The organism is Cellulomonas pakistanensis (assembly GCF_016862755.1).
Classification (GTDB): domain Bacteria; phylum Actinomycetota; class Actinomycetes; order Actinomycetales; family Cellulomonadaceae; genus Cellulomonas; species Cellulomonas pakistanensis.
In genome coordinates this window covers 140,432-166,805 of record NZ_BONO01000001.1, presented here as the reverse complement: position 1 = coordinate 166,805, position 26,374 = coordinate 140,432, and the positions used below count along the sequence as shown (strand labels likewise).

General features: G+C 76.8%; 22 protein-coding genes. 6 read left to right on the top strand and 16 right to left on the bottom strand.

Translation table 11 applies throughout. The features are described 5' to 3' along the window. Positions 1–387 precede the first annotated feature (387 nt). The 3 genes from rsmG to Cpa01nite_RS00840 are packed head-to-tail and all read left to right on the top strand — an operon-like array spanning position 388 to position 3,355. Positions 388–1,113, top strand: coding sequence for a 16S rRNA (guanine(527)-N(7))-methyltransferase RsmG (gene rsmG / locus Cpa01nite_RS00850; protein WP_203666829.1), 726 nt, complete (start codon positions 388–390; stop codon positions 1,111–1,113). Next, positions 1,110–2,099, top strand: coding sequence for an AAA family ATPase (locus Cpa01nite_RS00845; protein ID WP_275406178.1), 990 nt, complete (start codon positions 1,110–1,112; stop codon positions 2,097–2,099). Before rsmG ends, Cpa01nite_RS00845 begins: the two co-directional genes overlap by 4 nt. Beyond that, positions 2,096–3,355 (top strand): ParB/RepB/Spo0J family partition protein, encoded by a 1,260-nt coding sequence (locus Cpa01nite_RS00840; protein WP_203666828.1) that lies wholly within the window; start codon positions 2,096–2,098, stop codon positions 3,353–3,355. The genes Cpa01nite_RS00845 and Cpa01nite_RS00840 overlap by 4 nt, the downstream gene beginning before the upstream one ends. Positions 3,356–3,474: 119 nt before the next feature. Here the strand turns inward: Cpa01nite_RS00840 and Cpa01nite_RS00835 are convergent, their stop codons facing one another. The 8 genes from Cpa01nite_RS00835 to Cpa01nite_RS00800 all read right to left on the bottom strand — a co-directional run bounded on the left by Cpa01nite_RS00835 (position 3,475) and on the right by Cpa01nite_RS00800 (position 15,396). Next, entirely contained in the window at positions 3,475–4,434 is a 960-nt protein-coding gene (locus Cpa01nite_RS00835) for a D-alanine--D-alanine ligase family protein (protein WP_203666925.1), read from the bottom strand. A 162-nt stretch (positions 4,435–4,596) separates the two neighbouring features. Then, a complete protein-coding gene (locus tag Cpa01nite_RS00830; RefSeq protein WP_203666827.1) occupies positions 4,597–5,937 on the bottom strand; it encodes an aminotransferase-like domain-containing protein in 1,341 nt (446 codons plus the stop codon). Positions 5,938–6,087: 150 nt separating this feature from the next. Continuing rightward, on the bottom strand, positions 6,088–6,429 hold the full coding sequence (gene trxA / locus Cpa01nite_RS00825; protein WP_203666826.1) for a thioredoxin: 342 nt from the start codon (positions 6,427–6,429) through the stop codon (positions 6,088–6,090). Between the two features lie 7 nt (positions 6,430–6,436). Further along, positions 6,437–7,498, bottom strand: a complete 1,062-nt coding sequence (gene trxB / locus Cpa01nite_RS00820) for a thioredoxin-disulfide reductase (protein ID WP_203666825.1) — start codon at positions 7,496–7,498, stop codon at positions 6,437–6,439. Positions 7,499–7,606: 108 nt separating this feature from the next. Continuing rightward, the gene (locus Cpa01nite_RS00815; RefSeq protein WP_203666824.1) at positions 7,607–10,561 is read right to left on the bottom strand and encodes a protein kinase family protein; all 2,955 of its coding nucleotides are present in this window, start codon (positions 10,559–10,561) and stop codon (positions 7,607–7,609) included. A 166-nt stretch (positions 10,562–10,727) separates the two neighbouring features. Next, entirely contained in the window at positions 10,728–12,440 is a 1,713-nt protein-coding gene (gene murJ, locus Cpa01nite_RS00810; RefSeq protein ID WP_203666823.1) for a murein biosynthesis integral membrane protein MurJ, read from the bottom strand. Next, complete coding sequence (locus Cpa01nite_RS00805) at positions 12,437–14,851, bottom strand: DUF6049 family protein (RefSeq protein ID WP_203666822.1); 2,415 nt, start codon at positions 14,849–14,851, stop codon at positions 12,437–12,439. The genes murJ and Cpa01nite_RS00805 overlap by 4 nt, the downstream gene beginning before the upstream one ends. Further along, a complete protein-coding gene (locus tag Cpa01nite_RS00800) occupies positions 14,848–15,396 on the bottom strand; it encodes an NUDIX hydrolase (protein WP_203666821.1) in 549 nt (182 codons plus the stop codon). The genes Cpa01nite_RS00805 and Cpa01nite_RS00800 overlap by 4 nt, the downstream gene beginning before the upstream one ends. A 226-nt stretch (positions 15,397–15,622) precedes the next feature. On the opposite strand from Cpa01nite_RS00800, the gene Cpa01nite_RS00795 reads away from it, so the two are divergent. Then, positions 15,623–17,089 (top strand): CCA tRNA nucleotidyltransferase, encoded by a 1,467-nt coding sequence (locus Cpa01nite_RS00795; protein WP_373307292.1) that lies wholly within the window; start codon positions 15,623–15,625, stop codon positions 17,087–17,089. Between the two features lie 28 nt (positions 17,090–17,117). Here the strand turns inward: Cpa01nite_RS00795 and Cpa01nite_RS00790 are convergent, their stop codons facing one another. Further along, positions 17,118–18,413, bottom strand: coding sequence for an MFS transporter (locus tag Cpa01nite_RS00790; protein ID WP_203666820.1), 1,296 nt, complete (start codon positions 18,411–18,413; stop codon positions 17,118–17,120). Positions 18,414–18,497: 84 nt separating this feature from the next. Between Cpa01nite_RS00790 and Cpa01nite_RS00785 the strand changes: the two genes are divergently transcribed. Beyond that, positions 18,498–18,974: a hypothetical protein gene (locus Cpa01nite_RS00785; RefSeq protein ID WP_203666819.1), complete on the top strand. Its 477-nt coding sequence runs from the start codon at positions 18,498–18,500 to the stop codon at positions 18,972–18,974. 13 nt (positions 18,975–18,987) lie between these two features. On the opposite strand, the gene Cpa01nite_RS00780 is transcribed toward Cpa01nite_RS00785, so the two are convergent. The 4 genes from Cpa01nite_RS00780 to Cpa01nite_RS00765 form a co-directional block, all read right to left on the bottom strand. Continuing rightward, on the bottom strand, positions 18,988–19,596 hold the full coding sequence (locus tag Cpa01nite_RS00780; protein WP_203666818.1) for a hypothetical protein: 609 nt from the start codon (positions 19,594–19,596) through the stop codon (positions 18,988–18,990). Further along, a complete protein-coding gene (locus Cpa01nite_RS00775) occupies positions 19,586–19,930 on the bottom strand; it encodes a DUF4333 domain-containing protein (protein WP_203666817.1) in 345 nt (114 codons plus the stop codon). Before Cpa01nite_RS00775 ends, Cpa01nite_RS00780 begins: the two co-directional genes overlap by 11 nt. A gap of 70 nt (positions 19,931–20,000) precedes the next feature. Next, entirely contained in the window at positions 20,001–20,993 is a 993-nt protein-coding gene (locus Cpa01nite_RS00770; protein ID WP_203666816.1) for an NADH-quinone oxidoreductase subunit I, read from the bottom strand. 1 nt (position 20,994) lies between these two features. Continuing rightward, the gene (locus tag Cpa01nite_RS00765; protein ID WP_203666815.1) at positions 20,995–21,732 is read right to left on the bottom strand and encodes a TorD/DmsD family molecular chaperone; all 738 of its coding nucleotides are present in this window, start codon (positions 21,730–21,732) and stop codon (positions 20,995–20,997) included. Between the two features lie 166 nt (positions 21,733–21,898). On the opposite strand from Cpa01nite_RS00765, the gene Cpa01nite_RS00760 reads away from it, so the two are divergent. Continuing rightward, on the top strand, positions 21,899–22,207 hold the full coding sequence (locus Cpa01nite_RS00760) for a DUF6457 domain-containing protein (RefSeq protein ID WP_203666814.1): 309 nt from the start codon (positions 21,899–21,901) through the stop codon (positions 22,205–22,207). Here the strand turns inward: Cpa01nite_RS00760 and Cpa01nite_RS00755 are convergent. From Cpa01nite_RS00755 to Cpa01nite_RS00745, 3 genes are read right to left on the bottom strand one after another with little or no spacing between them, the layout of a single operon-like run. Continuing rightward, positions 22,204–24,642 carry a DMSO/selenate family reductase complex A subunit gene (locus Cpa01nite_RS00755; RefSeq protein WP_203666813.1) on the bottom strand — a complete coding sequence of 813 codons (2,439 nt, stop codon included), beginning with the start codon at positions 24,640–24,642 and terminating at the stop codon, positions 22,204–22,206. The genes Cpa01nite_RS00760 and Cpa01nite_RS00755 overlap by 4 nt on opposite strands. An 11-nt stretch (positions 24,643–24,653) precedes the next feature. Then, on the bottom strand, positions 24,654–25,586 hold the full coding sequence (locus Cpa01nite_RS00750) for a dimethyl sulfoxide reductase anchor subunit family protein (RefSeq protein WP_203666812.1): 933 nt from the start codon (positions 25,584–25,586) through the stop codon (positions 24,654–24,656). After that, entirely contained in the window at positions 25,586–26,215 is a 630-nt protein-coding gene (locus Cpa01nite_RS00745; RefSeq protein ID WP_203666811.1) for a DMSO/selenate family reductase complex B subunit, read from the bottom strand. Before Cpa01nite_RS00745 ends, Cpa01nite_RS00750 begins: the two co-directional genes overlap by 1 nt. Positions 26,216–26,374 lie beyond the last annotated feature (159 nt).

The following is a 26,374-nucleotide window of genomic DNA, read 5'->3' as shown; positions in this document are numbered from 1 at the left end:
GGGGCCGTCCGGCGCGACTCGGTCACGTGCACGCCCCCGCCGTCAGTGCCGTTTCACGTGGAACGAGGCGGCCCGGCGCCGCATCGTCGTTGCGGGCAGGCGGAGAGAGGGGGCGGGTATCCGGCGGGAAGCCGTCGGCGGCATCAAACTGGCGCAAAGATCCGACCCACCACCGGCCCGGTAAGCCCGCGCGTCGCTCACCGTTCCACGTGGAACACCGGGCCGACACCGTGCGCGCCCGAGCCGGAGCGTCGGACGCGCGCGGTACCGTAGAGGCTCACGTGCGCGGGACGTGCCGACCCGGCATCGCGCACCACCCGATCCCGAGACCAGGGGAGTGCTGTGCGGTCAGAGTCGGCACCTGCGCGCGATGACGAGCAGCGCGACGTGCCCGCCGATCCCCTGGCGGGCGACCCCCGCCTCCCCGAGCACTTCGGCGCTGCCTGGCCCGCGGTGGAGGGGTTCCACGACCTGCTGCGCGACCAGGGCCTCCTGCGCGGCCTGGTCGGTCCGCGCGAGCTCGCGCGCCTGTGGGAGCGCCACCTGGTCAACTCGGCCGCGGTCGTCCCCTTCCTGCCGGCGACGGGCACGATCGTCGACGTCGGGAGCGGCGCCGGCCTGCCCGGGATCGTCGTCGCGGCCATGCGTCCGGACGCCCAGATCGTGCTGCTCGAGCCGATGGAACGCCGCACCGACTGGCTCTCGGAGGTCGTCGAGACGCTGGGTCTCCGGAACGTCCGGGTGCTGCGCGGCCGCGCCGAGGACCAGGTCGGGGAGCTCAGCGCCGACGCCGTGACGGCCCGCGCGGTCGCTGCGCTCGACAAGCTGTACGGGTGGACGTTGCCGCTGCTCGCCGTCGGTGGCCGCCTGGTCGCGCTCAAGGGCGGACGGGCGCAGCAGGAGGCGGAGGAGGCCGTCATGGTGGGGGAGCGGCTTGGCGGCGGGGTCGCCGAGATCCGGGTCGCGCCGACCCTGCCGGGCCTGGAGCCCACCAGCGTGGTGCTCGTGACCAGGACCAACGCGGGGACGGTGCCGGAGCGCGCCCGTGTTTCACGTGGAACGGAAGGCCGGTCGCGACGACCGCGCCGCTCGACGAAGGGACGGGGCGCGTGACGACGGAACCGAGCCGCTGGGTCGGCGACGACCACGACGAGCGCCGACGCGCCGCGCTGGTGGAGAGCCTGCCATCGGCCGACGAGGACACGCCCCTCATGGCGGAGCTGCGGCAGGACGCCCGGCGGCGGATCGAGCTGCGGGGGCGGACGTTCCCGCGCCCGGACCGCACGCGCGTCATCACGGTCGCGAACCAGAAGGGCGGCGTCGGCAAGACGACCACCACGGTGAACCTGGCGGCGGCGCTCGCGCAGTCGGGCCTGCACGTGCTCGTCATCGACAACGACCCGCAGGGCAACGCGTCGACCGCCCTCGGCGTCGACCACCGGGCCGGCGTCACCTCCGTCTACGACGTGCTGGTGGACGGCACGCCGCTCGCCGAGGCGGTGTACCCGAGCCCCGACGTGCCCAACCTGTGGTGCGCGCCGGCGACGATCGACCTGTCCGGCGCCGAGATCGAGCTCGTGTCGATGGTGGCCCGCGAGACGCGGCTGCGGAACGCCGTGCACGCCTACCTGGAGGAGCGCGAGCGGCGCGGCGAGCCCCGGATCGACTACGTCCTGGTGGACTGCCCGCCCAGCCTCGGGCTGCTGACCGTCAACGCGTTCGTGGTCGGCGACGAGGTCCTGATCCCCATCCAGTGCGAGTACTACGCGCTGGAGGGCCTGAGCCAGCTCCTCAAGTCCATCGAGCTCATCCAGGCGCACCTCAACCGCGGCCTGCACGTGTCGACCATCCTGCTCACCATGTACGACGGCCGGACCAACCTGGCCCAGCAGGTCGCGCAGGAGGTCCGGGAGCACTTCCCGGACAAGACCCTCCGGACCACGGTGCCGCGCTCGGTCCGCGTCTCCGAGGCGCCGTCGTACGGCCAGACCGTCCTGACGTACGATCCGGGCTCGAGCGGCGCCCTGGCGTACCTGGAGGCGGCACGAGAGCTCGCCGAGCGCGGAACGACCGCGGACCGGCAGAAGGAGGACGCGTGAGCGAGAAGCGGCGAGGTCTCGGGCGCGGCCTGGGTGCGCTCATCCCGACCGGTGCCGAGCCGCGCGACGGCGACCGTCCCGTCGACGTGTTCTTCCCGGACCGCAGCCAGGACGCCCGTCCGGCCGCCAGCAGCGCCCTGACCAGCGGGAACGGGCGCGCCGACGACGACGACGACGGCCGGGCCGCGGGGGAGCGGGCCGCCGACCGGGCCGCGGGGGAGCGGGCCGCCGACCGGGCCGCGCCGACGGCCGCGCCGGCCGAGACCTCGGCCCCGCCCGCGGCACCGACCCGGTCGAACGGCCGCAAGGGCGTCCCCTCGCTCACGGTGCGCCAGCCGCGGTCCCGGGCGCAGGCGGACGCGCCGACGCCCGAGGCGGCAGCGCCGGTCGCCGAGGTCCCGCCGATGCCGCCCACCGCCGAGGTCGACGACCTCGTCCCCGTGCCCGGCGCGACGTTCGCGGACCTGCCGGTCACGGCGATCCGGCCCAACCCGCGGCAGCCGCGGTCCGTGTTCGACGAGGACGCGCTCGACGAGCTCGTCGGCTCCATCCAGGAGATCGGCGTGCTCCAGCCGGTCGTGGTGCGGCCCGTCGACGACGGCTACGAGCTGATCATGGGTGAGCGGCGGTGGCGCGCGACCCAGGCCGCCGGCTTGGACACGATCCCCGCCATCGTCCGGCAGACGGAGGACGCGGACCTGCTCCGCGACGCCCTCCTGGAGAACCTCCACCGGTCGCAGCTCAACCCCCTCGAGGAGGCCGCGGCCTACCAGCAGCTGCTGGACGACTTCGGCTGCACGCACGACGAGCTGGCCCAGCGCATCCACCGCTCGCGCCCGCAGATCTCGAACACCCTGCGCCTGCTCCGGCTGCCCCCGCTCGTGCAGCGGCGGGTCGCCGCCGGCGTGCTGTCGGCGGGGCACGCGCGGGCCCTGCTGGGCCTGGCCGACGGTGCCGCGATCGAGCGCCTCGCGCAGCGGATCGTCGCCGAGGGGCTGTCCGTCCGCGCGGTCGAGGAGATCGTCGCGCTCGGTGCCGAGGACGGCGCGCCGAAGCAGCGGCGCCCGCGGGCGGGCCTGCGGAACGAGGCGCTGGACGACCTGGCGAGCCGCCTGTCGGACCGGTTCGAGACGCGGGTGAAGGTCGACCTCGGCAAGCAGCGCGGCAAGCTGACGGTCGAGTTCGCCTCGGTGCAGGACCTCAACCGCATCCTGTCGAGCCTCGCGCCCGACGACCCGGGCATCCTGCGCTCCTGACGGGTCGGCGGCCCGTGCGGCCACCGCGCAGGACCGACGAAGGCGCCGGTACCCTCCCCGGGGTGTCGGCGCCTTCGTCGTCGGCGGGTGCCGGGCCGTCGCGGGCCGCGGCGCGGCCGTCAGGAGGCGGCGAGACCGGCCTCGACCAGGCGGCGGTACAGCGTCGGCAGGTGGTGCCCGCCGGCCTCGGCGCCCTGGGGGAACAGCGACGTCTCGGTCATGCCCGGGGCGACGTTCACCTCGAGGAACCAGGGCTGCCCCTCGGCGTCGATGATGAGGTCGGTCCGCGACAGGTGCCGTAGGCCGAGGACCTGGTGCGCGGCCACGGCCGTCTCGGCGGCGCGCGCCGCGAGCTCGTCGGAGAGCCGCGCCGGCGCGAAGTACTCCGTGCGCCCGGGGTTGTACCGCGCGTCGTAGTCGTACGGGCCGTCGGTGACGACCTCGACGGCGGGCAGCGCGACGGGCGAGCCGTCGAGCTCCACGACGCCCACGGCGACCTCGACGCCCTCGACGGCGCGCTCGATCAGCGCGGTGTCGCCGTACGCGAAGCACGCGACCATCGCCCCCGGGAGCTCCTCCGCCGTCCGCACGAGGGTCACCCCCAGGGCGGAGCCCCCGCGCGACGGCTTCACGACGAGGGGCAGGCCCAGCCGCGCCACGACCGCGTCCATGACGCGGCCGGCCCCGAGCTCGCGGAACAGGCTCTGCGGCAGCGTCACGAACTCCGGCGTGGCGATGCCCGCCCGGGTCACCGTCGTCTTGGCGATCGGCTTGCTCCAGGCGACGCGGCTGGCGCGCGGGCCCGTGCCGAGGCTCCGGACGCCGAGCAGCTCCAGGACGTCGCGGACCGACCCGTCCTCGCCCCCCGCGCCGTGCAGCAGCGGCCAGACGAGGTCCGGGCGCGTCTCGGCGAGGGCCGGGACCAGGTCGGCGTCGACGTCGTGCACGGAGACCTCGACGCCGGAGGAGCGGAGCGCCTCGGCCACGCGCCGGCCGGAGCGGATCGAGACGTCCCGCTCGTGCGAGAGGCCGCCGGCCAGGACGACGACGCGCGGGGTGGCGGGGACGGGGTGCGGCACGGTCGGGGCCTCCTGGTGGCGGCCGCGCGGCGGCCGGTCGTGGACGGTGGGGCGGCGGGACGGGACGAGCGGCACCGGGAACCCGGCGGACCCGCCGAGCACCGCGCGCCTCCCCGACCGTACTAGCCGCGGGGACGCGCCCGGACGCGCCGGGGCGGCGCGTCAGGCCAGGTCGGGGCCGGGGGACTGCACGTCGCCGCGGACGGCCTGCCCGCCGGTGCCGAACAGCGACACGAGCTCGCTCTCGGCGGAGACGACACCCGCCAGCCGGCGGACGCCCTCGCGGATGCGCTCCGGGGTCGGGAAGCAGAACGACAGCCGCATGTGGTCCGCGCCCTGCCCGTCGAAGTAGAACGCCGTGCCGGGCACGTACGCCACGCGGGCTGTGACAGCGCGGGGCAGCATCGCCTTGGCGTCCAGGCCGTCGGGCAGCCGGACCCAGGTGTAGAAGCCGCCGTCGGGGACGGTCCAGGAGGCGTCGGGCAGGTGCTCGGCCAGCGCGCCGATCATCGCGTCCCGCCGCTCGCGGTACAGCTCGCGGAAGGCCTTGACCTGGCCGCGCCAGTCGCACGTCGCCAGGTAGGCGCTGATGGCCAGCTGCGAGGCGTTGGAGGGGGACAGGATCGCCGACTCGGACGCCAGCACGAGCTTCTCCCGGACGGCGTGCGGCGCGACGGCCCAGCCGACCCGGTAGCCGGGTGCGAACGTCTTGGAGAACGACCCGAGGTAGATGACGCCCTCGTCGCTCATCGAGCGCATGGCGGGCAGGGGCTCGCGGTCGAAGCCGAGGAGCCCGTACGGGTTGTCCTCGAGGACGAGCACGCCGTACCGGGCCGCGATCTCGAGGATCCGGGGCCGGCGCTCGGCCGAGAGGGTCACGCCGGCCGGGTTGTGGAAGTTGGGCACCGTGTACAGCAGCTTGACCCGACGGCCCTGACGGGCGAGGTCGGCGAGCGTGGCCTCCAGCGCCTCGGGGACGAGCCCCTCGGCGTCCAGCGGCACGTGCACCACGTCGGCCTGGTACGCGCGGAACACCCCCAGCGCGCCGACGTACGACGGCGCCTCCGCGACGACCACGTCACCCGGGTCGACGAAGAGCCGGGTGACGAGGTCGAGCGCCTGCTGCGACCCCGTCGTGACGACCACGTCGTCCGGGTGCGCCTCGATGCCCTCGAGCCGCATGACGTCGAGGATCTGCTCGCGCAGGGTCTCGTCGCCCTGGCCGGAGCCGTACTGGAGGGCGGTGGTGCCGCGGGTGGCGACGACGCGCTGGGCGAGGTCGCCGAGCACGTCGAGGGGGAGGCCCTCGAGGTACGGCATGCCGCCGGCGAGCGACACCACCTCGGGGCGGTTCGCGACGGCGAACAGCGCGCGGATCTCGGAGGCGCGCATGCCGTGCGTGCGCTCGGCGTAGGAGCCGAGCCAGCGGTCGAGCCGCGTGCCGGCGGCCGGGGTCGGGTGGGGGCCCGACGCCGTGCCGTCGGGCCGCTCGAGAGCGGTCATCTCCCGAGTGTGCCACGCCACTCCGGCGGTCCGGGGCCCCGTCCACCACGGGCGCGCCGCCCGCGCACGAAGCCTCCCCGTCCGCGCGACGGGCGCACGCCGGGGTCGGCGGGGCGCGACGCCCGGCTCAGCCGGCGCGCGGCCCCGGAGTCACCAGGTCGCGATCTCCGTCAGCGCCGCGTCCAGCTCGGCGGCGTAGGCCCGCTTCTCGCGCGCCCCGACCAGCGTCCGGACGAGCTCGCCGGAGTGGAACACGTACAGCGTGGGGATCGAGACGACGTTGTACCGGGCGGTCAGGTCCTGCTCCGCCTCGGTGTCCACCGCGACGAACCGCAGCCGGCCCGCGTAGACGCCCGCGAGCTCCTCGAGCACGGGCGTGACCATGCGGCACGGCACGCACCAGGCCGCCCAGAAGTCGACGACGACGGGCAGCGGCGACCGCAGGACCTCCTGCTCGAAGGTCGGTGCGGTCACCGCGAGCGCGGCGACCACGGCGCGGTCAGTGCCCGGCGGCGGCCGCGGCCGACGCGGTGTCGGCTCCCTGCGCCTCGAGGGCGTCGGCGGCGTCGACCTCGGCCTGCTCGACGGCGGGCGGGATCTCCGACGGCGAGGCCGGGTCCACGTCGCCGAGCGCGGCGAGGTAGTGCTGCGCGTCGAGCGCGGCGGAGCAGCCGGACCCGGCCGCGGTGATCGCCTGGCGGTAGGTGTGGTCCACCGCGTCGCCGGCCGCGAACACGCCCGGCAGGTTGGTCCGGGTCGACCGGCCCTCGACGACGATGTAGCCGTTCTCGTCCAGGTCGACCTGCCCGGCGAGCAGCTCGGTGCGCGGCACGTGACCGATCGCCACGAACACGCCGGTGGCGCCGTGCTCGCGGGTCTCCCCGGTCACGGTGTCGCGGAGCGTCACGCCGGTGACCTTCTCGTCGCCGTGGATCCCGACGACCTCGGAGTTCCAGGCGAACTGGATCTTCGGGTCGTTCTTCGCGCGGTCGGCCATGATCTTCGACGCCCGGAGCTCGTCACGGCGGTGCACGATCGTCACCGACTTGCCGAACCGGGTGAGGAACGTGGCCTCCTCGACCGCGGAGTCGCCGCCGCCGACCACGATGATGTCCTGGTCGCGGAAGAAGAACCCGTCGCAGGTCGCGCACCACGAGACGCCACGGCCGGACAGGCGCTTCTCGTCGTCCAGGCCCAGCTCGCGGTACGCGGAGCCGGTCGACAGGATCACGGCGCGGGCGCGGATGGTCTCGCCGCCCCCGGTGACGACCGTCTTGACCGGGCCGGCCAGGTCGAGCTCGACGGCGTCGTCCCAGAGCACCTCGGCGCCGAACCGCTCGGCCTGCTTCTGCAGGTTGTCCATGAGGTCCGGGCCGAGGATCCCGTCCGGGAAGCCCGGGAAGTTCTCGACGTCCGTGGTGTTCATCAGCGCGCCGCCGGCGGTCACCGACCCGGCCACCACGTAGGGGGCCAGGCCCGCGCGCGCCGCGTAGATCGCGGCGGTGTACCCGGCGGGGCCGGAGCCGACGATGACGATGTCGCGGACGGGGGTCTCGGTCACGGTGCTTCCTCGAGGTCGGGGAACTTGCTGATGCAGCGGAGAACAGATCCTAGGCGCGGTCTGTTCCGCCCCCGCCGGACCCGAGGCGGGACCCGGCGGGGACGGAGGTCAGGACACCGCGAGGTTGGAGATCTCGATCCGGTTCTGGCCGTCCGGGGTCTGCGCGAGGGCCGGGAACCACAGCACGATGCTCTGGGTCTCGGTCGGCTGCGCGAGCGTCAGGACGGTCTGCGGCGCGAGCGCGCTCGACGCCAGCACGTCGCCGGCGGTCGGGTTCGCCGCGTCGGTCGACCGGACCTCGACGGCGCCGCCGGAGCCGTTGACGTCCAGCGTGATCGCCGTGACGGTGGCCGGCTGCTGGAGCGTGATGACCAGGCCCACCGCGTCCTTGAAGCCGGCGTAGTCCGGGCGGTTGTAGGTGTGCGTGTACCAGGTGGTGGCCGGGTCGCCGTCGGTCAGCCGGCCGACGAGCTCCTCGTGCTCGCCGTCGCCGTCCGACGGGTCGATGCTGTTCACCGCCGCGATCGCGGGCGGGACGGCCGCCGGGGGCTCCTCGCCGGCCGCGCCCTCCTCGCCCTCGGCGGGGGCCGGCTCGGCGGCCGGGGCGGAGGTCGCCGGCGCCGGTGCGGGCTGCGCGTCGCCGTCACCCGGGGACCGGAACGGCGAGAGCACCGTGTTGATCGCGACGACCAGGCCGATGACGACCGCCAGCGCCACGCCGCCGAGCACCCAGCGGGTGGGGTCGATCCGGCGCTGCGCGATCGGTGCGTCGCGGTCCTCGGACGGGAACGGGAGGTCCCACCGGGGGCTGGCCGCGGTGTCCTCCGCCGCGTCCGCGGCGGAGGGCGCGCCGGTCCCGTCGCCGCGCGCGGGCGTCGCCGCCCCGGGCAGGAGCGCCGGGGGCTCGTCGGCGTCCGCGGGGACGGGCGGCGTCCAGGCGGCGGGGACCCCGGCCCCGGACGCGGTGCCGGCTGCAGCGGTTCCCCCCGCCGCAGCAGTGCCCGCCGCCTCAGCGGGGGTGGCGCGCTCGGCGGACGGGCGGCGGAACACCGAGGTGGCGCGCCGGACCACGGCGGCCGCGGAGCCCGTGCCGGCGCCGTCGGAGGCGGTCGCGGACGGGTCGCGACGGTCGTCGTCGCCGGCTCCGGTGATGCCGGCCACCGCGAGGTCCGCGGCGTCCGGCTCGCGCGACGCGGTGGCCGGGGTCGACGCGGCGGCCGGCGCCGCCTCGGTCCGGGGGGCGTCGGCGGACGTCCCGGCGCGGGTGGCCGCGCGCGCGCCGGCCGCCTCCGCGGCGGGCTCGGCGGCGGGTTCCGTCGCGGGCGCGGGCTCGGCGGGGGACGAGGAGCGGGCCGGGGGCACGGCGGGCGGGGCGTCGGGCGTCGTCGAGGCGGCCGGGGTCGTCCGGCCGGGGTCGGGCGCGCCGGAGTCGTCCGTACCGGCCCGGGCCGGTGCACCGCCGGTGGCGGTCGCGGCGGTGGCCGTCGCGCCGGTGGCCGCCGGCGTGCCCGAGGCGGTCGGACCGCCGCCGGACGCCGCGCCGCCGCCGGACGCCGCGCCGCCGCCCGACGCCGCGGCGTCCGCCGTCGGGGCCGGCACCGCAGGCGTGCCCCGGGTCGAGGTGCGGACGGGCGACCGACCGGAGGGCGGGATGGCCGCGGGCTGGCCGGCCGGCGGGATCGCGGGGGGCGGGGTGCCCGGTCGGCGGGCGCCCGCGCTGGGCGTCGACCCGAACGCGGACCGCACCGACTGCCGCGCGACGCCGGTCGCGCCCGCGGCCGCAGCACCCGCAGCGGCCGCACCCGCAGCGCCGGCACCCGCGCCGGCAGCGCCCGCGGCACCGGCCGCGGCAGCACCCGCCTGGCCACCCGCGCCACCCGCGCCGGCCTCAGCCGCCGCACCGGCGCCGGCCGCTCCGGCGCCCGGTCGGGACCCGTCGCGCGGGCTGCCCGTCGCCGGGGTGGCCGTGTCGTCGGAGGCGGGCTGCTGGTCGTCGCTCATCGGGCTGCTTCCCGTCGGAGGTGCGGTGGTGGTGCGGGGGGCCGCGCCGGGGGCCGGGGTCACGCGGGACGAGGCGACGCCGACCGCGGCGGCACCCGCCGCGGCGGCGACCCCGGCCGCCCCGGCACCGGTGCCCTGCGACGGCAGCGCGGGCCAGCGCCCGGCGTCCGCGGCGCGGTAGATCTCGTCGACGCGGACGGCCCGCCACGGCTCGAGCTCGCGCACGAGCTCGCCCGGGCTGTGCGGCCCGTCGTCGTGCGGGCCGAGGGTGACGGCGCAGAGCGTGTCGAGGTCCGCGGGGACGCCGGGCACGAGGTCGACGGGCGGCAGCGCGGTCCCGTCGTGCTCGGGGGCGTCGGGCAGGCCGGCGTCCAGCTCGACCACGGCGGGCGCGGGCGCGCCGTCGGCAACCGACCACGCGGCGAAGCTCGGCACCGGGGCGGAGCCGGGGGCCACGGCCGGCCAGCGGCCGGTGAGCGCGGCGTACAGCACCCGGACCAGCCCGACGGCATCGGCGCGGCTCATGGCGTGCGCGGTCCCCCCGGCGGCGCCGACGAGCTCGCCGTCGACGGCCAGGCCCTCGAGGACGACGCGGCCGCCCGGCGTGAGCACGAGGGCGTCGGGACGCAGGGCGAGGTGGTGCACGCCGCGCCGGCGCGCGGCCTCGAGCGCGGCGGCGGCCTCGCCCACGACGGCCCGGGCCTGGTCCGCGGGCAGCGGCGCGCGCCCGGCCAGCGCGGCCAGGCTGCGGCCCTCGACGGCGGCGGTCACGACGTACCCCGTGCCGTCGGCGGTGCCGACGTCGAGGATGCGGGCCAGGCGCGGCTCGACGACGAGCGCGGCGCGCCTGGCGGCGTCGAGCACGGCGGCCGTGCGGGCGCCGGACACCAGGGTCACGGCGACCGGGCGCGCCAGGATCGTGTCGGTGGCGGACCACCGCTCGGCCTCGGGCAGGTCGGTGGGGCGGCGCTCGTCGAGCCGGTACCGGCCGGCGACCGTGCCGCCGAGCCGGCCGAGCGCGGGGGCGTCGGGGCGTCCGGGGTCGCCGGGGCGGGCCTGCACCACTCGGTCCTCCGTCCGTCGTCGGGTCTGCGCGCGGGCGCGGCCGGTCGGGGCCGCGCCTCCCGGTCATGCTAGACGGGAGGAGGGGTCCGGCGTCCGGCACGGGGCCGCACCCAGCGCCGGACCGGGCCTCCGCGAGCCGCGCGCCGGGGGAGGCGCCGCCGGGTCAGCCGCGCCCGAGGCGGCGCAGCACGGGCGCCGCGAGCGTGCGCAGCTCCCGGACCCGGAGCAGGGCGAGCACGCCGACGTACACCGCGGTCATCAGCGCTCCGCCCAGCACGCACGCCAGCACGGCCCGGCCCCAGGAGTCGACCGGTCCGAGCAGGGCGAGCAGCCCGAGGCCCGCGCCCGCGGCCAGGACGGCGCCGACGGCGGCCTTGAGGTGCAGGGTCAGCACCCGGCGGCCGTCGACCCCGCCGAGCCGCCTGCGCACGGACACGAGCGCGACCACGGCGCCGACCGCGTACGACACCGCCATCGAGAGGCAGGCCGCGGCGACCCAGTACCGGTCGTCGAGCGTGGCGCGCCCCAGCTCGGTGCCGCCGACCACGACGGCCGCCATCAGCAGCTGGACCGGCACCATCGACCGCGCGTCCTCGTAGGCGTAGTAGACGCGCTGGCACAGCGACCACACGCCGAACGCGACCAGGCCGAGCACGAGGGCGACCACCGACATCGCGAGCGCGTGCACCTCTCCGTCCGGCTGGTCCGGGAACAGGGCGCGGCCCAGCGGGAACGCGAGCACCGCGATGCCGGTGGTGGCCAGCACGGTGAAGACGCCGACGGTGCGGAGGCCGAGCGACAGGTCGGTGCGCACGCCGGCGGCGTCGCCGGAGGCCGCCCGGCCGGACAGCCGGGTGAACAGCGCGGTCGCGAGCGACACCGTCACCAGCGAGTGCGGCAGCATGAAGATGAGGAACGCACGGTCGTACACCGCGTTGCCGGCGGCGCCCTCCGTGGCGACCGAGCTGGCGACCACGCTGATCCGCCAGACGCCGACCTGCCCGATGAGCAGCCCGAGGAACGTCCAGGTCGCCACGCGCCCGGCGCTGCCGAGGCCGGACCCGCGCAGGCCCCACCGCGGCCGGTAGCGGAACCCGCTGCGGTACAGCGGGACGAGCAGCACCAGCGCCTGGACGACGATGCCGAGCGTGGCCGCGCCGCCGAGCAGCGCCGTCTGGCCGGCGGTCCAGTCGCCGGCGGTGTCGCCCTCGCCCGTCCGCCCGGCCACCTGCACGAGCACGAGGAGGCCGACGACGAACACGACGTTGTTCACGACCGGCGCCCACATGTAGGGGCCGAACGACCCGCGCGCGTTGAGCACCTGCCCGAGCAGCGAGTACAGCCCGTAGAAGAACACCTGCGGGATGCACCAGAACGCCAGCGCGGTGGCGAGCCGCGTCACCTCCGGGTCGGGGAACGAGGAGTAGAACGCGACGAACAGCGGCGCGGCGGCGGTCAGCACGAGCGTCAGGCCCAGGAGCCCGACGACGCCCACCGTCAGCAGCCGGTCGACGTACTGCTGGCCGTCGGCCCGGCGGTACGCGCGCACGACCTGGGGGACCAGGACGGCGTTCAGCACGCCGCCGGCGATGAGCAGGTAGAGCGTGTTCGGCAGCTTGTTCGCCACGGAGAACGCGTTGGCGACCTCGCCCGTCAGGCCGATCGCCCAGCCGAGCAGCGCGGTGTTGACGACGCCGAGCACGCGGGACGCGGCGGTGCCGGACGCCATGACGAGCGACGAGCGGCGCAGGCCCACCGCGGGGGTCGAGGCGCCGGCCGGCGCGCCGGCGCCGCCGTCCGTGCCGCCGCCGGCCGTCGTGCCGGCCGCGGTGCCGTCCGGGTCGCCGGCGCGCGCGTCGCTGGCGGGGGTGGTCATCGCGGGTCCTGTCGTCCGGGGGAGGTGCCGGGGCCGCCGGCGGGTGCGGCGCTCGCGGGCGGGCCGTCGGCGGGCGGCGTGCCGCCGTCGGGGTCGCCGCCGGCCGGCTCGCCCGAGGCGGGCGGGTCCGGGTCACCGGGCGCCGGGTCGGGCACCACGCGCGCCCCGCGCCGCGCGGTCTGGCCGCGGCGCACCGTCCGCCAGATCCCGAACGCGAGCACGAGCGCCAGCAGCACGCCGACGACGATGCCGCCGACGCTCTCGATCGTCGGGGCGACCCGCGCGGAGAACTCCTGCGGCGTCGCGAGCTGGCGGCCGGTCTCGGACACCAGGCTCACCTCGACCGTGACGTCGCAGTTCGCGCTCGCCCGCAGGGTCAGCTGCACGGTGGTGTCGGCGTCCGGGGCCACCTCGGTGACCGGCGAGCGCGTCGTGTCCAGGCAGCCCTTCTGCGGGCGCAGCTCGACCCGCACGCGCGCGGCCTGGTCGAGGTCGTTGCGCACCGCGACGCTGATCTGGGCGGAGCTCGAGATCACCGTGAGCTGCTCGTTGAGCACGACCGAGAGCCCGGACTGCCGGGCCTGGGACTCGGCGATCGCGACGTTGATCGCGGCGGCGCGCCCGTCGACGTCGTCCCGCCACGCGACGGCGAGCGGGGCGACCAGGTCGGCGTCCAGCCCGGCGAGCAGCGCGGCGGGGTCGTCGACGACGGCCGCGAACTCCTCGGCCGACCGCCACTGCGCCGCGAGCGCGTTCACCCATGCGGGGGTGAGCTCGGCGTCGCCGCGCTGGGAGGCGGGCAGGGCCTCCCGCGCGGCGCCGTCCCCGTCCGCCTCGCCGGCCGCCTCGGCCGCGAGCATGTCCGCGACCGTCGCGGTCTCGACCCAGTCGGCGCCCGCCAGGGCGTCGAGCTGCGCCTGCGCGACCGCCGTGGTCGGCTGCCAGTCGCGGGGCGTGGTGGCCAGGACGTACGTGGTGGCGGCGTCGTCGGACCGCGCGATGACCGCCGACTCGGCGAGCACGCGCTGGGCGGCGGTCGCGGGGGTCACGCCCGGCTGCGAGGCGGCGGGGTCGGCGAGCAGCCCGGACAGCGTCGCGTCCGGCGCGAGCGTCGCCAGGGCGCCCGACGGGGTGCTGACCGACGTCGGCGAGCTCGGCACCTCGGAGTCGTCGGCGGGCAGCGCGTCCGGGCCGACGACCCAGGGGGTGCCGGGGTCGGAGTGCGCGGCCCGGTCGGCGGTGACCTGGTCGGGGACGTCGTCGGCCGCCCACAGCACCGGCGCCGCGTCCTGCCACAGCGCGCCGCCGTGCTGCGAGGCGACGCCGCGGGCGAGCGCGAGCAGGTCGGCGGCGCTGTCGGCGGACCCGGCGTGCGCGATCGCGGCGAGGTCGGGGTCCGCCCACGGCAGGCGCAGCACCTCGCGCCCGTCGGCGGCCTCGGTGAGGCCGGTCAGCCAGGTCTGGGCGGCGCGCGACCCGGTCGCGGCCTGGTCGACGAGGGCCGGGTCGACCGCCCACGAGACGAACGGGTGGTCCGCGGTGGCCTGCAGCAGCTTCGTCAGCCGGCCGCCCGACGCGGTGAGCGCCGTGAGCCGCTCGTCCTCCTCCGCCGCGGCGGCGCCGTCCTGCTCCTCGGCCGCGACGTCGTCCTGCTCCTCCTGCTGGCCGGTCGCCGCGGGGGAGCCGGTGGGCGTCGGCGCGGGCGTGCCGGTCGGGGCGGGTCCGCCGTCCGCGGCCTCCTCGTCGTCGCCCGCGGCGGCGCCGCTGGTGGCGGGGTCGGTCGCCGGGCCGACGACCGAGGACAGGACGCCGACGTGCGCCGTCGGCACCTCCTCGGCGGAGTCCCACAGCAGGTACGTCCGGTCGACGCCGACCCGGGTGCGGCCGTCGCCGACGTCGAGCGTGACGCCGCGGGGTCCCCACGCGTCCTCGGTGCGCAGCAGGCCGACGTCCGCGGCGGGCACGGTGACGGTGACGGTGGCCGTGGCACCGGGCGCGAGCGGCGCGTCCAGCGCGACGGTCGCGGCCACGTCGCCGATCGGGCTGGAGTCGCCCGCCTCCGCCCAGCTCGCGACCTGCTCTCGCGTCGACATCCGGTACCGGTAGATGCGGACGGACGCCCGGGGCTGCTCGACGACCTCCTCGCCGTCGTTGCGCAGCGTGGCGGTGACCGTCAGGTCCTGGCCCGGCTGGAGCACCTGCGGGGACACCGCGGTGACGGCGACGCTCACCGGCAGGTCGTCCGTCGACGGCGCGGCCGGGGCGGTGGTGGCCGCGACCCGGGCCGGGGCCGGGGCGGTCGCGGCGGCGGGCGCCCCTAGGGCGGGGACGCCCGGCAGCGCGACCACGCAGGCGGCCAGGACCGCCGCCGCGACCGCTCGTGCGCGCCCCGCCGTGCCGCGCAGCCTCATGCCCCGCCGACGAGGACCACGTGCGCGGCCTCGGCCAGTCGTCGCTCGTTGGGGTACGCCAGACGCCCCGGCAGGTCGAGCACCGGTACCCACGCCACGTCCTCCGCCTCACCGTCGGGATCTCCCTCGACGGTCAGCTCGCCGCCGACCGCGCCGAGAAGATAGTGGTGCACCATCTTGTGCACGCGGCGGTCGTCGCCGGTGAACCAGTAGTCGATCACCCCGAGCCGCCGCACGATGCGGCCGACGATCCCGGTCTCCTCGGCGATCTCGCGGACGGCCGCCTGCTCCGGCGTCTCCTCGCCCTCGAGGTGGCCCTTGGGCAGGCACCACTCCAGCCGGCCGGCGCGGTTGCGGCGCGCGATCACCGCGGCGACGTGCAGGCCGCCGTCCAGGCGGACGACCAGACCGCCCGCCGAGGTCTCCTCGACGACGGGGAGGTGCGGGTGCCGGGTGCGGGTCGACCGGGGGTCGATGCGCAGGGCGTGACCGCCCGGCGGCGCGGGGACGCCCTGCGGGGGCAGGGCGCGCGCGGGCTCGGGCATGCAGGCCACTGTAACGACTCCCTCACGGCGCCCGGACGCGCTCCGGTGGAGGAGCTGTGCGCGTCGCCGGGCTCGGCGCCCCCACCCGGGCCGGCCCCGACGCCGCTCGTCGGCGGGCCGGGGCGCCGATCTGGCAGGCTTGGGCGTCGTGCCGTCCGACGACCTTGACCCCCGCACCGCGCCCGCCGCCGCACCCGCCGAGGCCCCCGCGTCCGCGGCTCCCGACGTGGACGCCGAGGCGCTGCTCGCGCTGCAGAAGCGCGCGCTCGGCGTGATCGCGGGTCTCGCGCCGGCGGCGCTCGAGCTCGGGGACCTGTTCCGCGCGGCCGGGCACGAGCTCGCGCTGGTCGGGGGGCCGGTGCGCGACGCGTTCCTCGGCCGCCCGAGCGCCGACCTCGACTTCACCACGTCGGCCACGCCGGACGAGACCGAGCGGATCCTCGCGGCGTGGGGCGACGCGCACTGGGACATCGGGCGCGAGTTCGGCACCATCGGCGCGCAGCGGCGCGGGCGCCGGGGCGCCGAGGATGTCGTCGTCGAGGTGACGACGTACCGCACCGACGCGTACGACCCGTCGTCCCGGAAGCCCGAGGTCGTGTTCGGCGACTCGCTCGAGGGCGACCTGTCCCGCCGCGACTTCACCGTGAACTCCATGGCGATCCGGCTGCCCGAGCTGACCTTCGTCGACCCGTTCGACGGCCTGCGCGACCTGGCGCGCGGCGTGCTGCGCACCCCGGTCGACCCGCGGCAGTCCTTCGACGACGACCCGCTGCGCATGATGCGGGCGGCACGGTTCGCGGCGCAGCTCGGGTTCCACGTGGAACACGCGACCCTCGCGGCGGCGACCGACATGGCGGACCGGCTCGCGATCGTGTCGGCCGAGCGGGTCCGGGACGAGCTGGTGAAGCTGCTGCTGTCCCGCCAGCCGCGGCCCGGCCTGCGGGTGCTGGTCGACACCGGCCTCGCGCAGCACGTGCTGCCGGAGCTGCCGGCGCTGCGGCTCGAGATCGACGAGCACCACCGGCACAAGGACGTGTACGAGCACTCGCTCACGGTGCTCGACAAGGCGATCGCCCTGGAGACCGGCCCCGACGGCGCCGTCCCCGGGCCGGACCTGGTGCTCCGCCTGGCCGCGCTGCTCCACGACATCGGCAAGCCCGCGACCCGCCGGTTCGAGTCGGGTGGTGGCGTCTCGTTCCACCACCACGAGGTCGTCGGCGCCAAGCTCGTCGCGAAGCGGCTGCGCGCGCTGCACTTCGACAAGGCCACCGTGCAGGCCGTCGCGCGGCTGACCGAGCTGCACCTCCGGTTCCACGGCTACGGCGAGGGCGCGTGGACCGACTCGGCCGTGCGGCGGTACGTCACCGACGCGGGCCCGCTGCTCGAGCGGCTGCACCGGCTGACCCGGTCCGACTGCACGACGCGGAACGTGCGCAAGGCGCGCCGGCTGTCCCAGGCGTACGACGACCTCGAGGAGCGGATCGCGCGGCTGGCCGAGCAGGAGGAGCTGGACGCGATCCGGCCCGACCTCGACGGCACGCAGATCATGGCGATCCTCGACATCCCGCCGGGCCGGGAGGTCGGCGCCGCCTACAAGCACCTGCTGGAGCTGCGGATGGAGCACGGCCCCCTGGGGGAGGAGCGCGCGCGGGCGGAGCTGGCGGCCTGGTGGGCGGCGCGGTCGCAGGGCTGAGCCGGCCGGTCCCGCGGTCGGCCGCGCGTCAGGCCCGGACCGGCACCTCGGACGGCTCGGTGGCCCGCGTCCGGTACACCAGCGCGGTCGCGAGGTAGGCGACCGCGAGCAGCGCGAACACCCCTCGCGACCAGCCCGTGTCCGGCAGCGCGACCGCCGCCAGCGCGGCGGCGCCCACGAACGCCGCGTTGTAGAGGACGTCGTAGAGCGCGAACGCGCGCCCGCGGAACTCGTCGGCGGTGTCCCGCTGCACGATCGTGTCGACCGCGATCTTCGCGCCCTGCGCCGCCAGGCCGAGCACCAGCGAGCCGGCGAGCACCGCGGGGTACGCGACGGTGACCGCGAGCAGCGCCTGGGTCGCGGCGGCCAGCACCAGGCAGACCGTGATCCAGGCGTGCGGGCCGACGAGCGGCGACACGATCGGCGTGACGACGATCGCCAGCGCGAACCCGACGCCGGTCACCGCCGCGACCGTGCTGAACGTGACGAGCCCGGCCCGGGCGTCGCCGGGGTCGGACAGCAGGTTGCGCGAGATCAGCAGGCTCGCGATGAACACGGCGCCGTACAGGAACCGGTGCACGGCCATCACGCCGAGCGCGCGGGCCGGTGTGCCGCGCCGGACCAGGTACCGGGCCCCGCCGACCAGGCCCCGGGCCAGCGTCCGGAGCGCCTGCCGCATCTCGGAGGCGTCCGCCCGCGCGTCCGGGCCGAGCCGGTCGCGCCCGAGCCGGGTGGCGAGCAGTGCCGCGGTGGTCATGAGGGCGGCCGCGGCGACGAGCGACGCGACGTCCCGGGCCGCGCCGCCCGGCAGCACGAGGCTCAGCAGGAAGCCGACGCCCCAGCCGACGCCGGACGACACGGTGCCCAGCGTCGGGGTGATCGAGTTGGCGGTGAGCAGCAGCGGCCCCGCGACGACCCGCGGCTGCGACGCCGACAGCGCCGACAGCAGGAACCGGTTGACCGACAGCGTCACGAGCGCGAGCACGTACACCGCGGGGCCGACGCCGGCCGTCGCCATCACCAGGGCGGTGACGAGGGTCAGGGCCGTGCGGACCAGGTTGCCGACCAGCAGGACCTGCCGCCGGCGCCAGCGGTCGAGCAGCACGCCCGCCCACGGCCCGACGACCGTGAACGGCAGCAGGAGCACCGCGAAGGCCGCGGCGACGCCGGTCGCGGTGGTGGCGTTCTCGGGCGAGAAGAAGAACAGCGTGGCGAGCCCCGCCTGGAACAGGCCGTCGGAGCACTGGCTGACCAGCCGCACCGTGAGCAGCCGCCGGAAGTCCACCAGGGGCCACAGCTGCTTCAGATCGGAGACCACCTGCACCGGGCCAGGCTAGCCGGGCCGCGCGGACGGCCCGCCCCCGAGCCGCCGCCTAGACTCGGCGGACCCCCGGACCCGAGGAGACGCATGACCACCGACCCGCAGGACGCGCCCGCGCTGCCCGAGGGCTGGCACCTGATCCCGCCGGCCTCGCTCGGCACGCCCGGCATCGCGTTCGCCGCGGCGCACGAGACCCCGGACGCCGGGTTCACCGCGAACGTCACCGTCGGCGTGCAGCGCACGGCCGACCTCGGCCTCGCCGTCGCGCTGGGCGCCGAGGCGGTCCGCGCGATCGAGGCGACCGAGCAGGACGTCGCGCTCGCCCGCCGCGAGCAGACGGGCGACCTGGCGGTCGCGCAGGAGGTGCACTTCACGACGACGGTCGACGGCGTCGCGGTGCCGATGACCCAGGTGCAGGAGTTCGTCGCCGTCCCCGGCGCGGACGGCGGGCCGGCGACGGTCTGGACGGTCTCGGCCACGGCCACCCGCGCGCAGGCGGAGGCGCTCGCGGACGGGCTCACGGAGCTGCTCGGGTCCCTGCGGGCGGAGATCGCCGCGTCCTGACCGCAGCGGCCGGTCAGAACCGGCCGAGGAGCAGGGCCACCACCAGGCCCACGAGCGTCACGCCGGCGCCGACGGCCGCGACGAGCGCGAACGCCCGGCCGACCCGCTCGGCCGTGCCCCTGCGCTCGTGCCACCCGAGGTCTCCGGCGGCCGTGCGGATGTGCTGGAGCGCCTCGCCCGAGTCGAACCGCCGGGCGTCGACGAGGCGCTCGCCGCGCGGTCTGCGGGGGTCCCAGGTCGCGCTGAAGGACACCTCGCGGACCCGGCCCCGTCGGTGCTCCACCCGGATGCCGGCGCCGAGGACCGGCACCTCGGAACCGGGGGTCGCGCCGGCGCGCCACGTCACGTCCACCTGCTCGTCGGTGACCGTCATGACGAAGCGGCGCTCGTCCAGCACCACGTGGTGCCGGACCAGGGTCCGGGTCCGCCGGTCGCGGCGCGGCCGGTGCACGTGCTGGTGCGTCAGGTCGGCGTGCACCACGAACCCGTCGGGCGTGCGCTCCACGACGTAGGCGGACCCGGCGAACCGCTCCGTCACCGCAGCGACCAGCTCGTCCGCGGGACGCACAGCGTCGTCCGCGGGGCGCACCGGGTCGTCGCCGCGCGCGGTGTCAGGTGCCACGCGGCTCGTCGTCCACGGTCACGTCCAGCTCGACGTCGTGGCCCTCGACCGCGGTCGTCGTGACGACGGCGTCGACGGACCCCTCGGGCACGTCGACCGTGCACCGCACCGCGGCGCCGACCTCGGCGAGCAGCGGCTCCGGGCAGTCGATCGCGTCGGGCGCCCGACCGAGCCGGTCCTCGAGCACCCGGTCCAGCCGCGCCTCCACCTCCGAGCCGGACAGGCCGGCGTCCCCGGTCGCGCGGACGGACACCGAGCAGCCGGCGGCGGCGAGCGCCACGCAGGCGACGGCGGGGACGACGGCGACGGGGGTGCTGAGCAGTCGAGCGGTCACGGCCGATCATCCTGGCACGGCGACCGCGGTGGACGAAAAGCGCCCGCAGGCCGGCGACCACGTCCCGCCCTCACCCGCGCGGCACGGCCGTCGACCCGAAGGGGTGCGCCCGGCGGTAGGCGCAGACCGGGCAGAGGCGCGCGTCGCCGGCGCCGCCGAACCCGGAGCCGCAGCGCGCGCAGGTCCGGATGACGACCCGGGCGACGTCGTGGAGGCCGTCCCCGACCACCGCGGCCCACGCCGGCGCGGGGACCAGGCGCAGGACGCCGGGCGGGCAGAGATCGACGCACCACCCGCAGGCGGTGCACGCGGCGACGTCCTGGCGGAGGATCGCGCCGGTGCCCGGCCCCGTGCCCCCACAGGATCCCGCGCCCGCGCTCGGCCCGGTGCCCCCGACCCCGGCAGGCGCCGTCCCCGACCCCGCGCCCGGATCGACCAGCGACAGCGCTCCCTGGGGGCAGGCCCGGGCGCAGACGCCGCACGCGGTGCACCCGGGCGCGTCCAGCACGCGCACCGTGCGGTCACCGCCGGGGCCCGGTGGGGCGTCGTCGGGCCGGTCCGCCGGCAGGCCCAGCGCCGTCAGGGCGTCGCGCAGCCGGGCGCGTTCCGTACCCGCCCGCCACCGGCCGCCGGGTCGGACCGAGCCGGCCGGTGCCAGCACCGCCCGGCGGGGGAGGCCGAGGCTCGCGGCGTCCGGGACGGGCCGCGGCCGGCGCCGTCGTGCGGGACCCGGCGCGTCGTCCGGAGCGGCGCTGATCCGCTCGGGCCGTCCGGCGCGCTCGAGGACCGCGTCCGCCGCCCCCGCGGCCGGAGCAGGATGCGGGTCGCGCACGGTCACGGAGAGCGCGCCGGCGGCGACGAGCTCGAGGTACCCGGACAGGGGGAGGTCGGCGGCGCAGCCGGCCAGTCGGACCGCCACCGCGCGCCGCGGCACCCGGAGCCGCGCAGGTGCGGTCGCGCACAGCAGGTGCAGGTGCACCGGGTCGGGCAGCCAGGCGAGCCAGCGCACGACCGGGCCGAGGGCGTCGGAGGCCGACCCCGGCGCGTCACCGGGGCGGGTCACGTCAGCCCTCCTCGACGAGCCCCGCCGCGAACGCCAGCAGGCCCGCACCGAGCAGCGCCACGCCCCGGAAGAAGTCCGTGCGGGCGCGGTCCTCCACCAGCGCCAGGCAGTCCGCACCCCACGTCAGCACGTGGTCGGCGAGGAACTCGCGCAGCGCGACCAGCGTCGCGTCGGCTCGGGGCTCGTCACCGGCGTCCACCGCGTCCAGCACCCGAAGGGCGAGGTGGGCGACGAAGTCGAGCTCGAGACCGAGGTGGTCGTCGGGCTCGCGGTTGAGCGCCGGCGCGACCCGGTCGAACGCGCGGTACGCGGCACGCACCTCGAACGTCGGGGCCTCGAACAGCAGGCGCTCGCGGCCGCGGTGCACCGACTCGTACGGCGGGGCGAGCAGCGGGCCGGGCCCGACGAACAGGGCCTGGTGGTCGCGGCGCACCGCGTCCAGGTCGGCCCCGGCGCCGCGGGCGACGAGGGCGGCGCCCGCGCGGGACCGCTCGTCGGTGAGCGGCCAGGCGTCCATGAGTCCGGGCTCCCGGAGCCGCGCCAGGAGATCGGCGTCGGGGGCGGCGAGCAGCAGGCGGGACACCAGGACGCTGCAACCGGCGAGGTCGTCGAGGTGCGCGGCGAGCTCCGGCGGTGCGCCGGGGGGCAGGAGCGGATCTGCGGGCGCGGCGGGTGTCGCCCCGGTGGGCATCGCCCCGGTGGGCATCGCTCCGGTGGGCATCGCTCCGGTGGGTGTCACGGTGTCGGCTCCTCGGTGGGTCTGGCGGGAACGGCGTCGGCGCCTCGGGCGGGATCGGGTCGACGCGTCGGGGGCCGAAGGTCCCGGCCGCTGCGTGCCGCCGGCGCGGGAGCCTGGTCCGGAGGATGCGGCGCCCGGCGCCGCCGGACGACGCGGGAGGGTCGCGATGGACGAGATGCAGCGGTGGACCGCGGCGGCGGCCGCGGAGCTCGGCGTGGCGCCGGACCTGCTCCCCGGGGTCGCCGGGCCGGTGCTCGACCTGGTCCGGGAGGTGGCGCACGGCGTCAGCCGCCCCGCCGCTCCGTTGAGCGCGTTCCTCGTGGGCGTCGCCGCCGGCTCCGCCGCCGCGTCCGTGCCCGGGTCTCCCGCGTCCGGTGCCGTCGCACCCGACGTCGCGGTCGACCCGGCGGACGCGCTCGCCGCCGTCGGCCGCCTGCGGGCGCTCGCCGCCGCCTGGCAGCCCGCCGCGGACTAGGTCCTCGTCACCTCCACCAGGTTGGTGTGCTGGGCGTTGCCCTTGGCCAGCGGCGACGGGTGCAGGCTCGTCAGCGTGTTGACGCTGCCGCCGAGGTCGACCCCGTCCGCGTCCGGCGCGAACCACGCGCCCTGCGGGATCGACACGACGCCGGGCGCGATCCGCGGCGTCACGCGGGCGACGATCCGCACCCGCCCGCGGTCGTTCACCACGTCGACGGTGTCGCCGCTCCGCACGTCGCGGTCCGCCGCGTCGGCCGGGTTGATCCACATCTCCTGCGGGTGCGCCTCCTGCAGCCAGGGGACGTTGCCGTAGGTGGAGTGGGTCCGGGACTTGTAGTGGTGCCCGATGAGCTGCAGGGGGTACCGCTCGCGCAGGGGGTCCTCCGGCCCCTCCCGGGACTCGACGTACTCGGGCAGCGCGGTGACCCGGTCGCCCTCGGGCAGCTCCCAGGTGTCGGCGATCTCCTGCAGCGCGGCCGAGTAGATCTCGATCTTCCCCGAGGGGGTGCTGAGCGGGTTCGCCTCCGGGTCGGCCCGGAAGTCGGCGAGCGGGACCACGGGCCCGTCGGGGCTCATCTCCTTGTAGATGCCCTGCCGCCGGAACGTCTCGAAGTCGGGGACGGCGGGCGTCAGCTTGCGGGTCTCGGCCAGCACCTCGCGGACCCAGTCCTCCTGGCTCCGGCCCTCGGTGAACTCGTCCGCGACGCCCATCCGCTCGGCGACGCCGGTGAGGATGTCGTAGACCGGCCGGCACTCCCACATCGGCTCGATGGCCCGGTCGGCGAGCACGAGGTAGCCGAGCGCGCCGGCGGAGCCCTGCTGCGCGAGGTCGACCTGCTCCGGGGTCGACGCGTCGGGCAGCAGGATGTCCGCGTACCGGGCGGACACGGTCATCTGGTGGTCGATCACGACGATCGTCAGGTCGTCCGGCTCGGACAGGATCTCAGCGGTCCGGTTGATGTCGGCGTGCTGGTTGACCAGGGCGTTGCCCGCGTACTGCCAGATGAACCGGATCGGCGCGGTGAGCCGGTCGGCGCCCCGGACGCCGTCGCTGAGCGCCGTCATCTCGTCGTGGCGGTAGATCGCGTCCGTCCAGTTGAAGACCGACACCTCGGTGCTGACGGGGTTCTTCAGGGTGGGGAACGCCGCGGTCGCCATCGAGTACGCGGCCTCCCGGCCGCCGGTGCCGCCGCCGGGCACACCGATCTGGCCGATCATCGCCGCGAGGGTGAACACGGCGCGCGCGGAGTTCTCCCCGTTGGAGTGCCGCTGCGGTCCCCAGCCCTGGTTGATGCTGCACGGCTTGGCGCCGGCGATCTCGCGGGCGAGCCGGGTGATCGTGCCGGCGGGCACCCCGGTGATCGCGGCGGCCCAGTCGGGGGTCTTCGGGGTGCCGTCGGGCCCGCGGCCGAGCACGTAGGACCGGTAGGACGAGCCGGGGGCCGCGCCGTCGGGGAGGTGGTCCTCGTCGAACCCGACGCAGTACCGGTCGAGGAAGGCCTGGTCCTGCAGGTCCTCGCTGATCATCACGTGGGCCAGGCCGGCCACGAGCGCCGCGTCGGTGTTCGGCCGGATCGGCACCCACTCGTCGGCCAGGGTCACGGCGGTCTCGGACTGCCGCGGGTCGATGACGATCGTCCGGACCTGCGACGCCTGCTTGGCCCGGGTCGTGACGAACAGCTCGCCGCCCCCGCTCATCCGGGTCTCGTGCGGGTTGTTGCCGAACAGGACGACGAGCTGCGAGTTCACCAGGTCGTCGAAGGAGTTGCCGGAGACCCACTCGCCGTAGTGGAACGGGTACGCGGTGGTGATCTGCGCGGTCGAGTAGTCCGAGTAGTGGTTGAGGTAGCCGCCCAGCAGGTTCATGAGCCTGGCGACGCCGGTGGCGGCGGGCGGCCACGAGCACGCGACGGTCGCGCCGAGCACCCCGGTGCCGTAGTTGAGGTAGACGGCCTCGTTGCCGTAGCGGTCGATCGTGGACCGCAGCGCCTCGGCGACCGCGTCGAACGCCTCGTCCCAGGAGATCCGCTCGAACTCGCCGGAGCCGCGCGGCCCGACCCGGCGCATGGGGTGCTTGAGCCGGTCGGGGTTGTGCACGCGCTGCCGGATCGCCCGCCCGCGGACGCAGGCGCGGATCTGCGGCAGCTCGAGGTCGTCGCCGCCGGTGGGGTCCGAGTCGACCCGCGTGATCTGGCCGTCCTCGACCGTGAGCAGCACGGGGCACCGGGAGCCGCAGTTCACCATGCAGGCGGACCAGACCTGGCGGGGGCCGTCGCCGCCCGTGGCCGCCCGGGCCGGGGTGAGCGGCAGCAGGCCGAGCCGGGCGCCGGTGCCGACGGCCGCGGCGGCCCCGCCCGCGGCGGCGCTCCAGGCCACGAACGAGCGCCGGGTGACCGGGGTGTCGAGCGGGGTGCGGGGGGTGGTGGTCGTCATGGCGGGCTCCCTCAGATCCCGATGCGGGCGTAGGACTCGAAGAACTGCACGCGGCCGACCGTCTCGGCGACCAGGACCAGCACGAACGCGCTGCCGGCCGTCACGAGCAGCAGCCGCCGGCCGCCCGCCGCCGCGGCGCGGTACAGGAACAGCGCGAGCACGCCGCCGCCGAGCACCGCGAGCACGAGCCGCAGGTGCAGCCAGCCCCCGGCGGTCAGGGCGGCGGCCGCGGCCGTCGCCGCCGGGCTGCCGTCGTTCGCGAGGCCGAGCAGCCAGGCGGGCAGCACGAGCAGCTCGACGGCGAGCACGGCGATCGCGGTGAGGCCGATGCCACGCAGGCTGCTGCGCAGCATCGCGTCCACCTCGGCCTCGGCCTCGGGTCGGGCGCCCTGCGCGGCAGCCCGGCGGGTGCGCACGGAGGCCGCGACCACGAATGCCGCGCCGACGGCGAGGCAGCCGAGCAGGAACGTGGTGGCGAGGAACGCGACCGGCGTCGTCCACGTGTCCCAGGCCGGGACCGTGGGGATCAGGTAGACCTGCGCGCTCGCCCAGACGAACACGAGCCCGACGACCGCCGTCACCGCGGCGACGGCCTGCCGCACGCCGGGCGTGAGCCAGCGCCGCCACTGGCAGAGCGCGAAGGCCGCGCCCAGCGCGGTGAAGGCGCAGCCGAGCAGGATCTCCCGGGACAGCCAGGACGACCCGAGGTTGTTGAGGACGTTGAGCAGGTTCACCGGGTTGCCCAGGTGGAGCAGGGAGACCGCCAGCGCGGCGACCATCACCGGGCCGATCGCGTAGAGCGCGGGGTCGGACAACCGGTCGACGGTCGCCGCGGGGTACCTCCGCCGCGCCAGCACGTGCACCGCGCCGAGCGCGACGAAGGAGCCGACCGACATCTGGGTGAGGAGCGTGAACAGGACGAGCGGGAGCTCACCGACGGGCATCAGATCTCCTCCGGGTTCGTGATGGTGCCGGTGCCCGCGTCCGTGGGCTCGGCGTGGCGGTGCGGGGTGATCACGAGGTTGGGCCGGGTGATCGACGGGTCGGGCAGCGGGGCGACGTCGGCGCGGTCCCCGTGCTCCGCGCGCAGGTCCGCGATCTCGCCGTAGTGCAGGACGCGCGACGGGCAGGCCGCGACGCAGGCCGGGTCGCGACCCTCGGCCAGCTCGTCCGCGCAGAGGTCGCACTTGGTCATCACCCCGGCGGTCGGGTCGAACTGCGGCGCGGAGTACGGGCAGGCCCACTCGCAGAACCGGCACCCGACGCACTTGGCCGGGTCGACCGAGACGATCCCGTCGGCGCCCTTGTGCATGGCGGTCGTCGGGCACACCGCGACGCAGATCGGGTCGTCGCAGTGGTTGCAGGAGATCGACGTGTAGTAGGTGAAGACGTTCGGCGCGAAGGTGCCCGCCGCCGGGTCGGTGGACCACGACCCGCCCGAGTACTCGACCACCCGGCGCCAGGTCACGCCGAGCGGGAGGTCGTGCTTGTCCTTGCAGGCGACCTGGCAGGCCTTGCACCCCGTGCAGTACTGCTGGTCGATCCAGAAGCCGAGCTGCTGCGCCATCGTCATGCCCTCTCGATCTCGACGAGGTCGGTGTGCTGCGGCCGGTCGGACATGGCGAGGGGCTCCAGACGGCGAACGGCACAGGCGGACCTGGTGCGGGCGTGGCGACGTCGACGTCGCCTGCGGCTGCGCTCGCGCGGACCCCTCCAGTGTCCGAACCGCCCC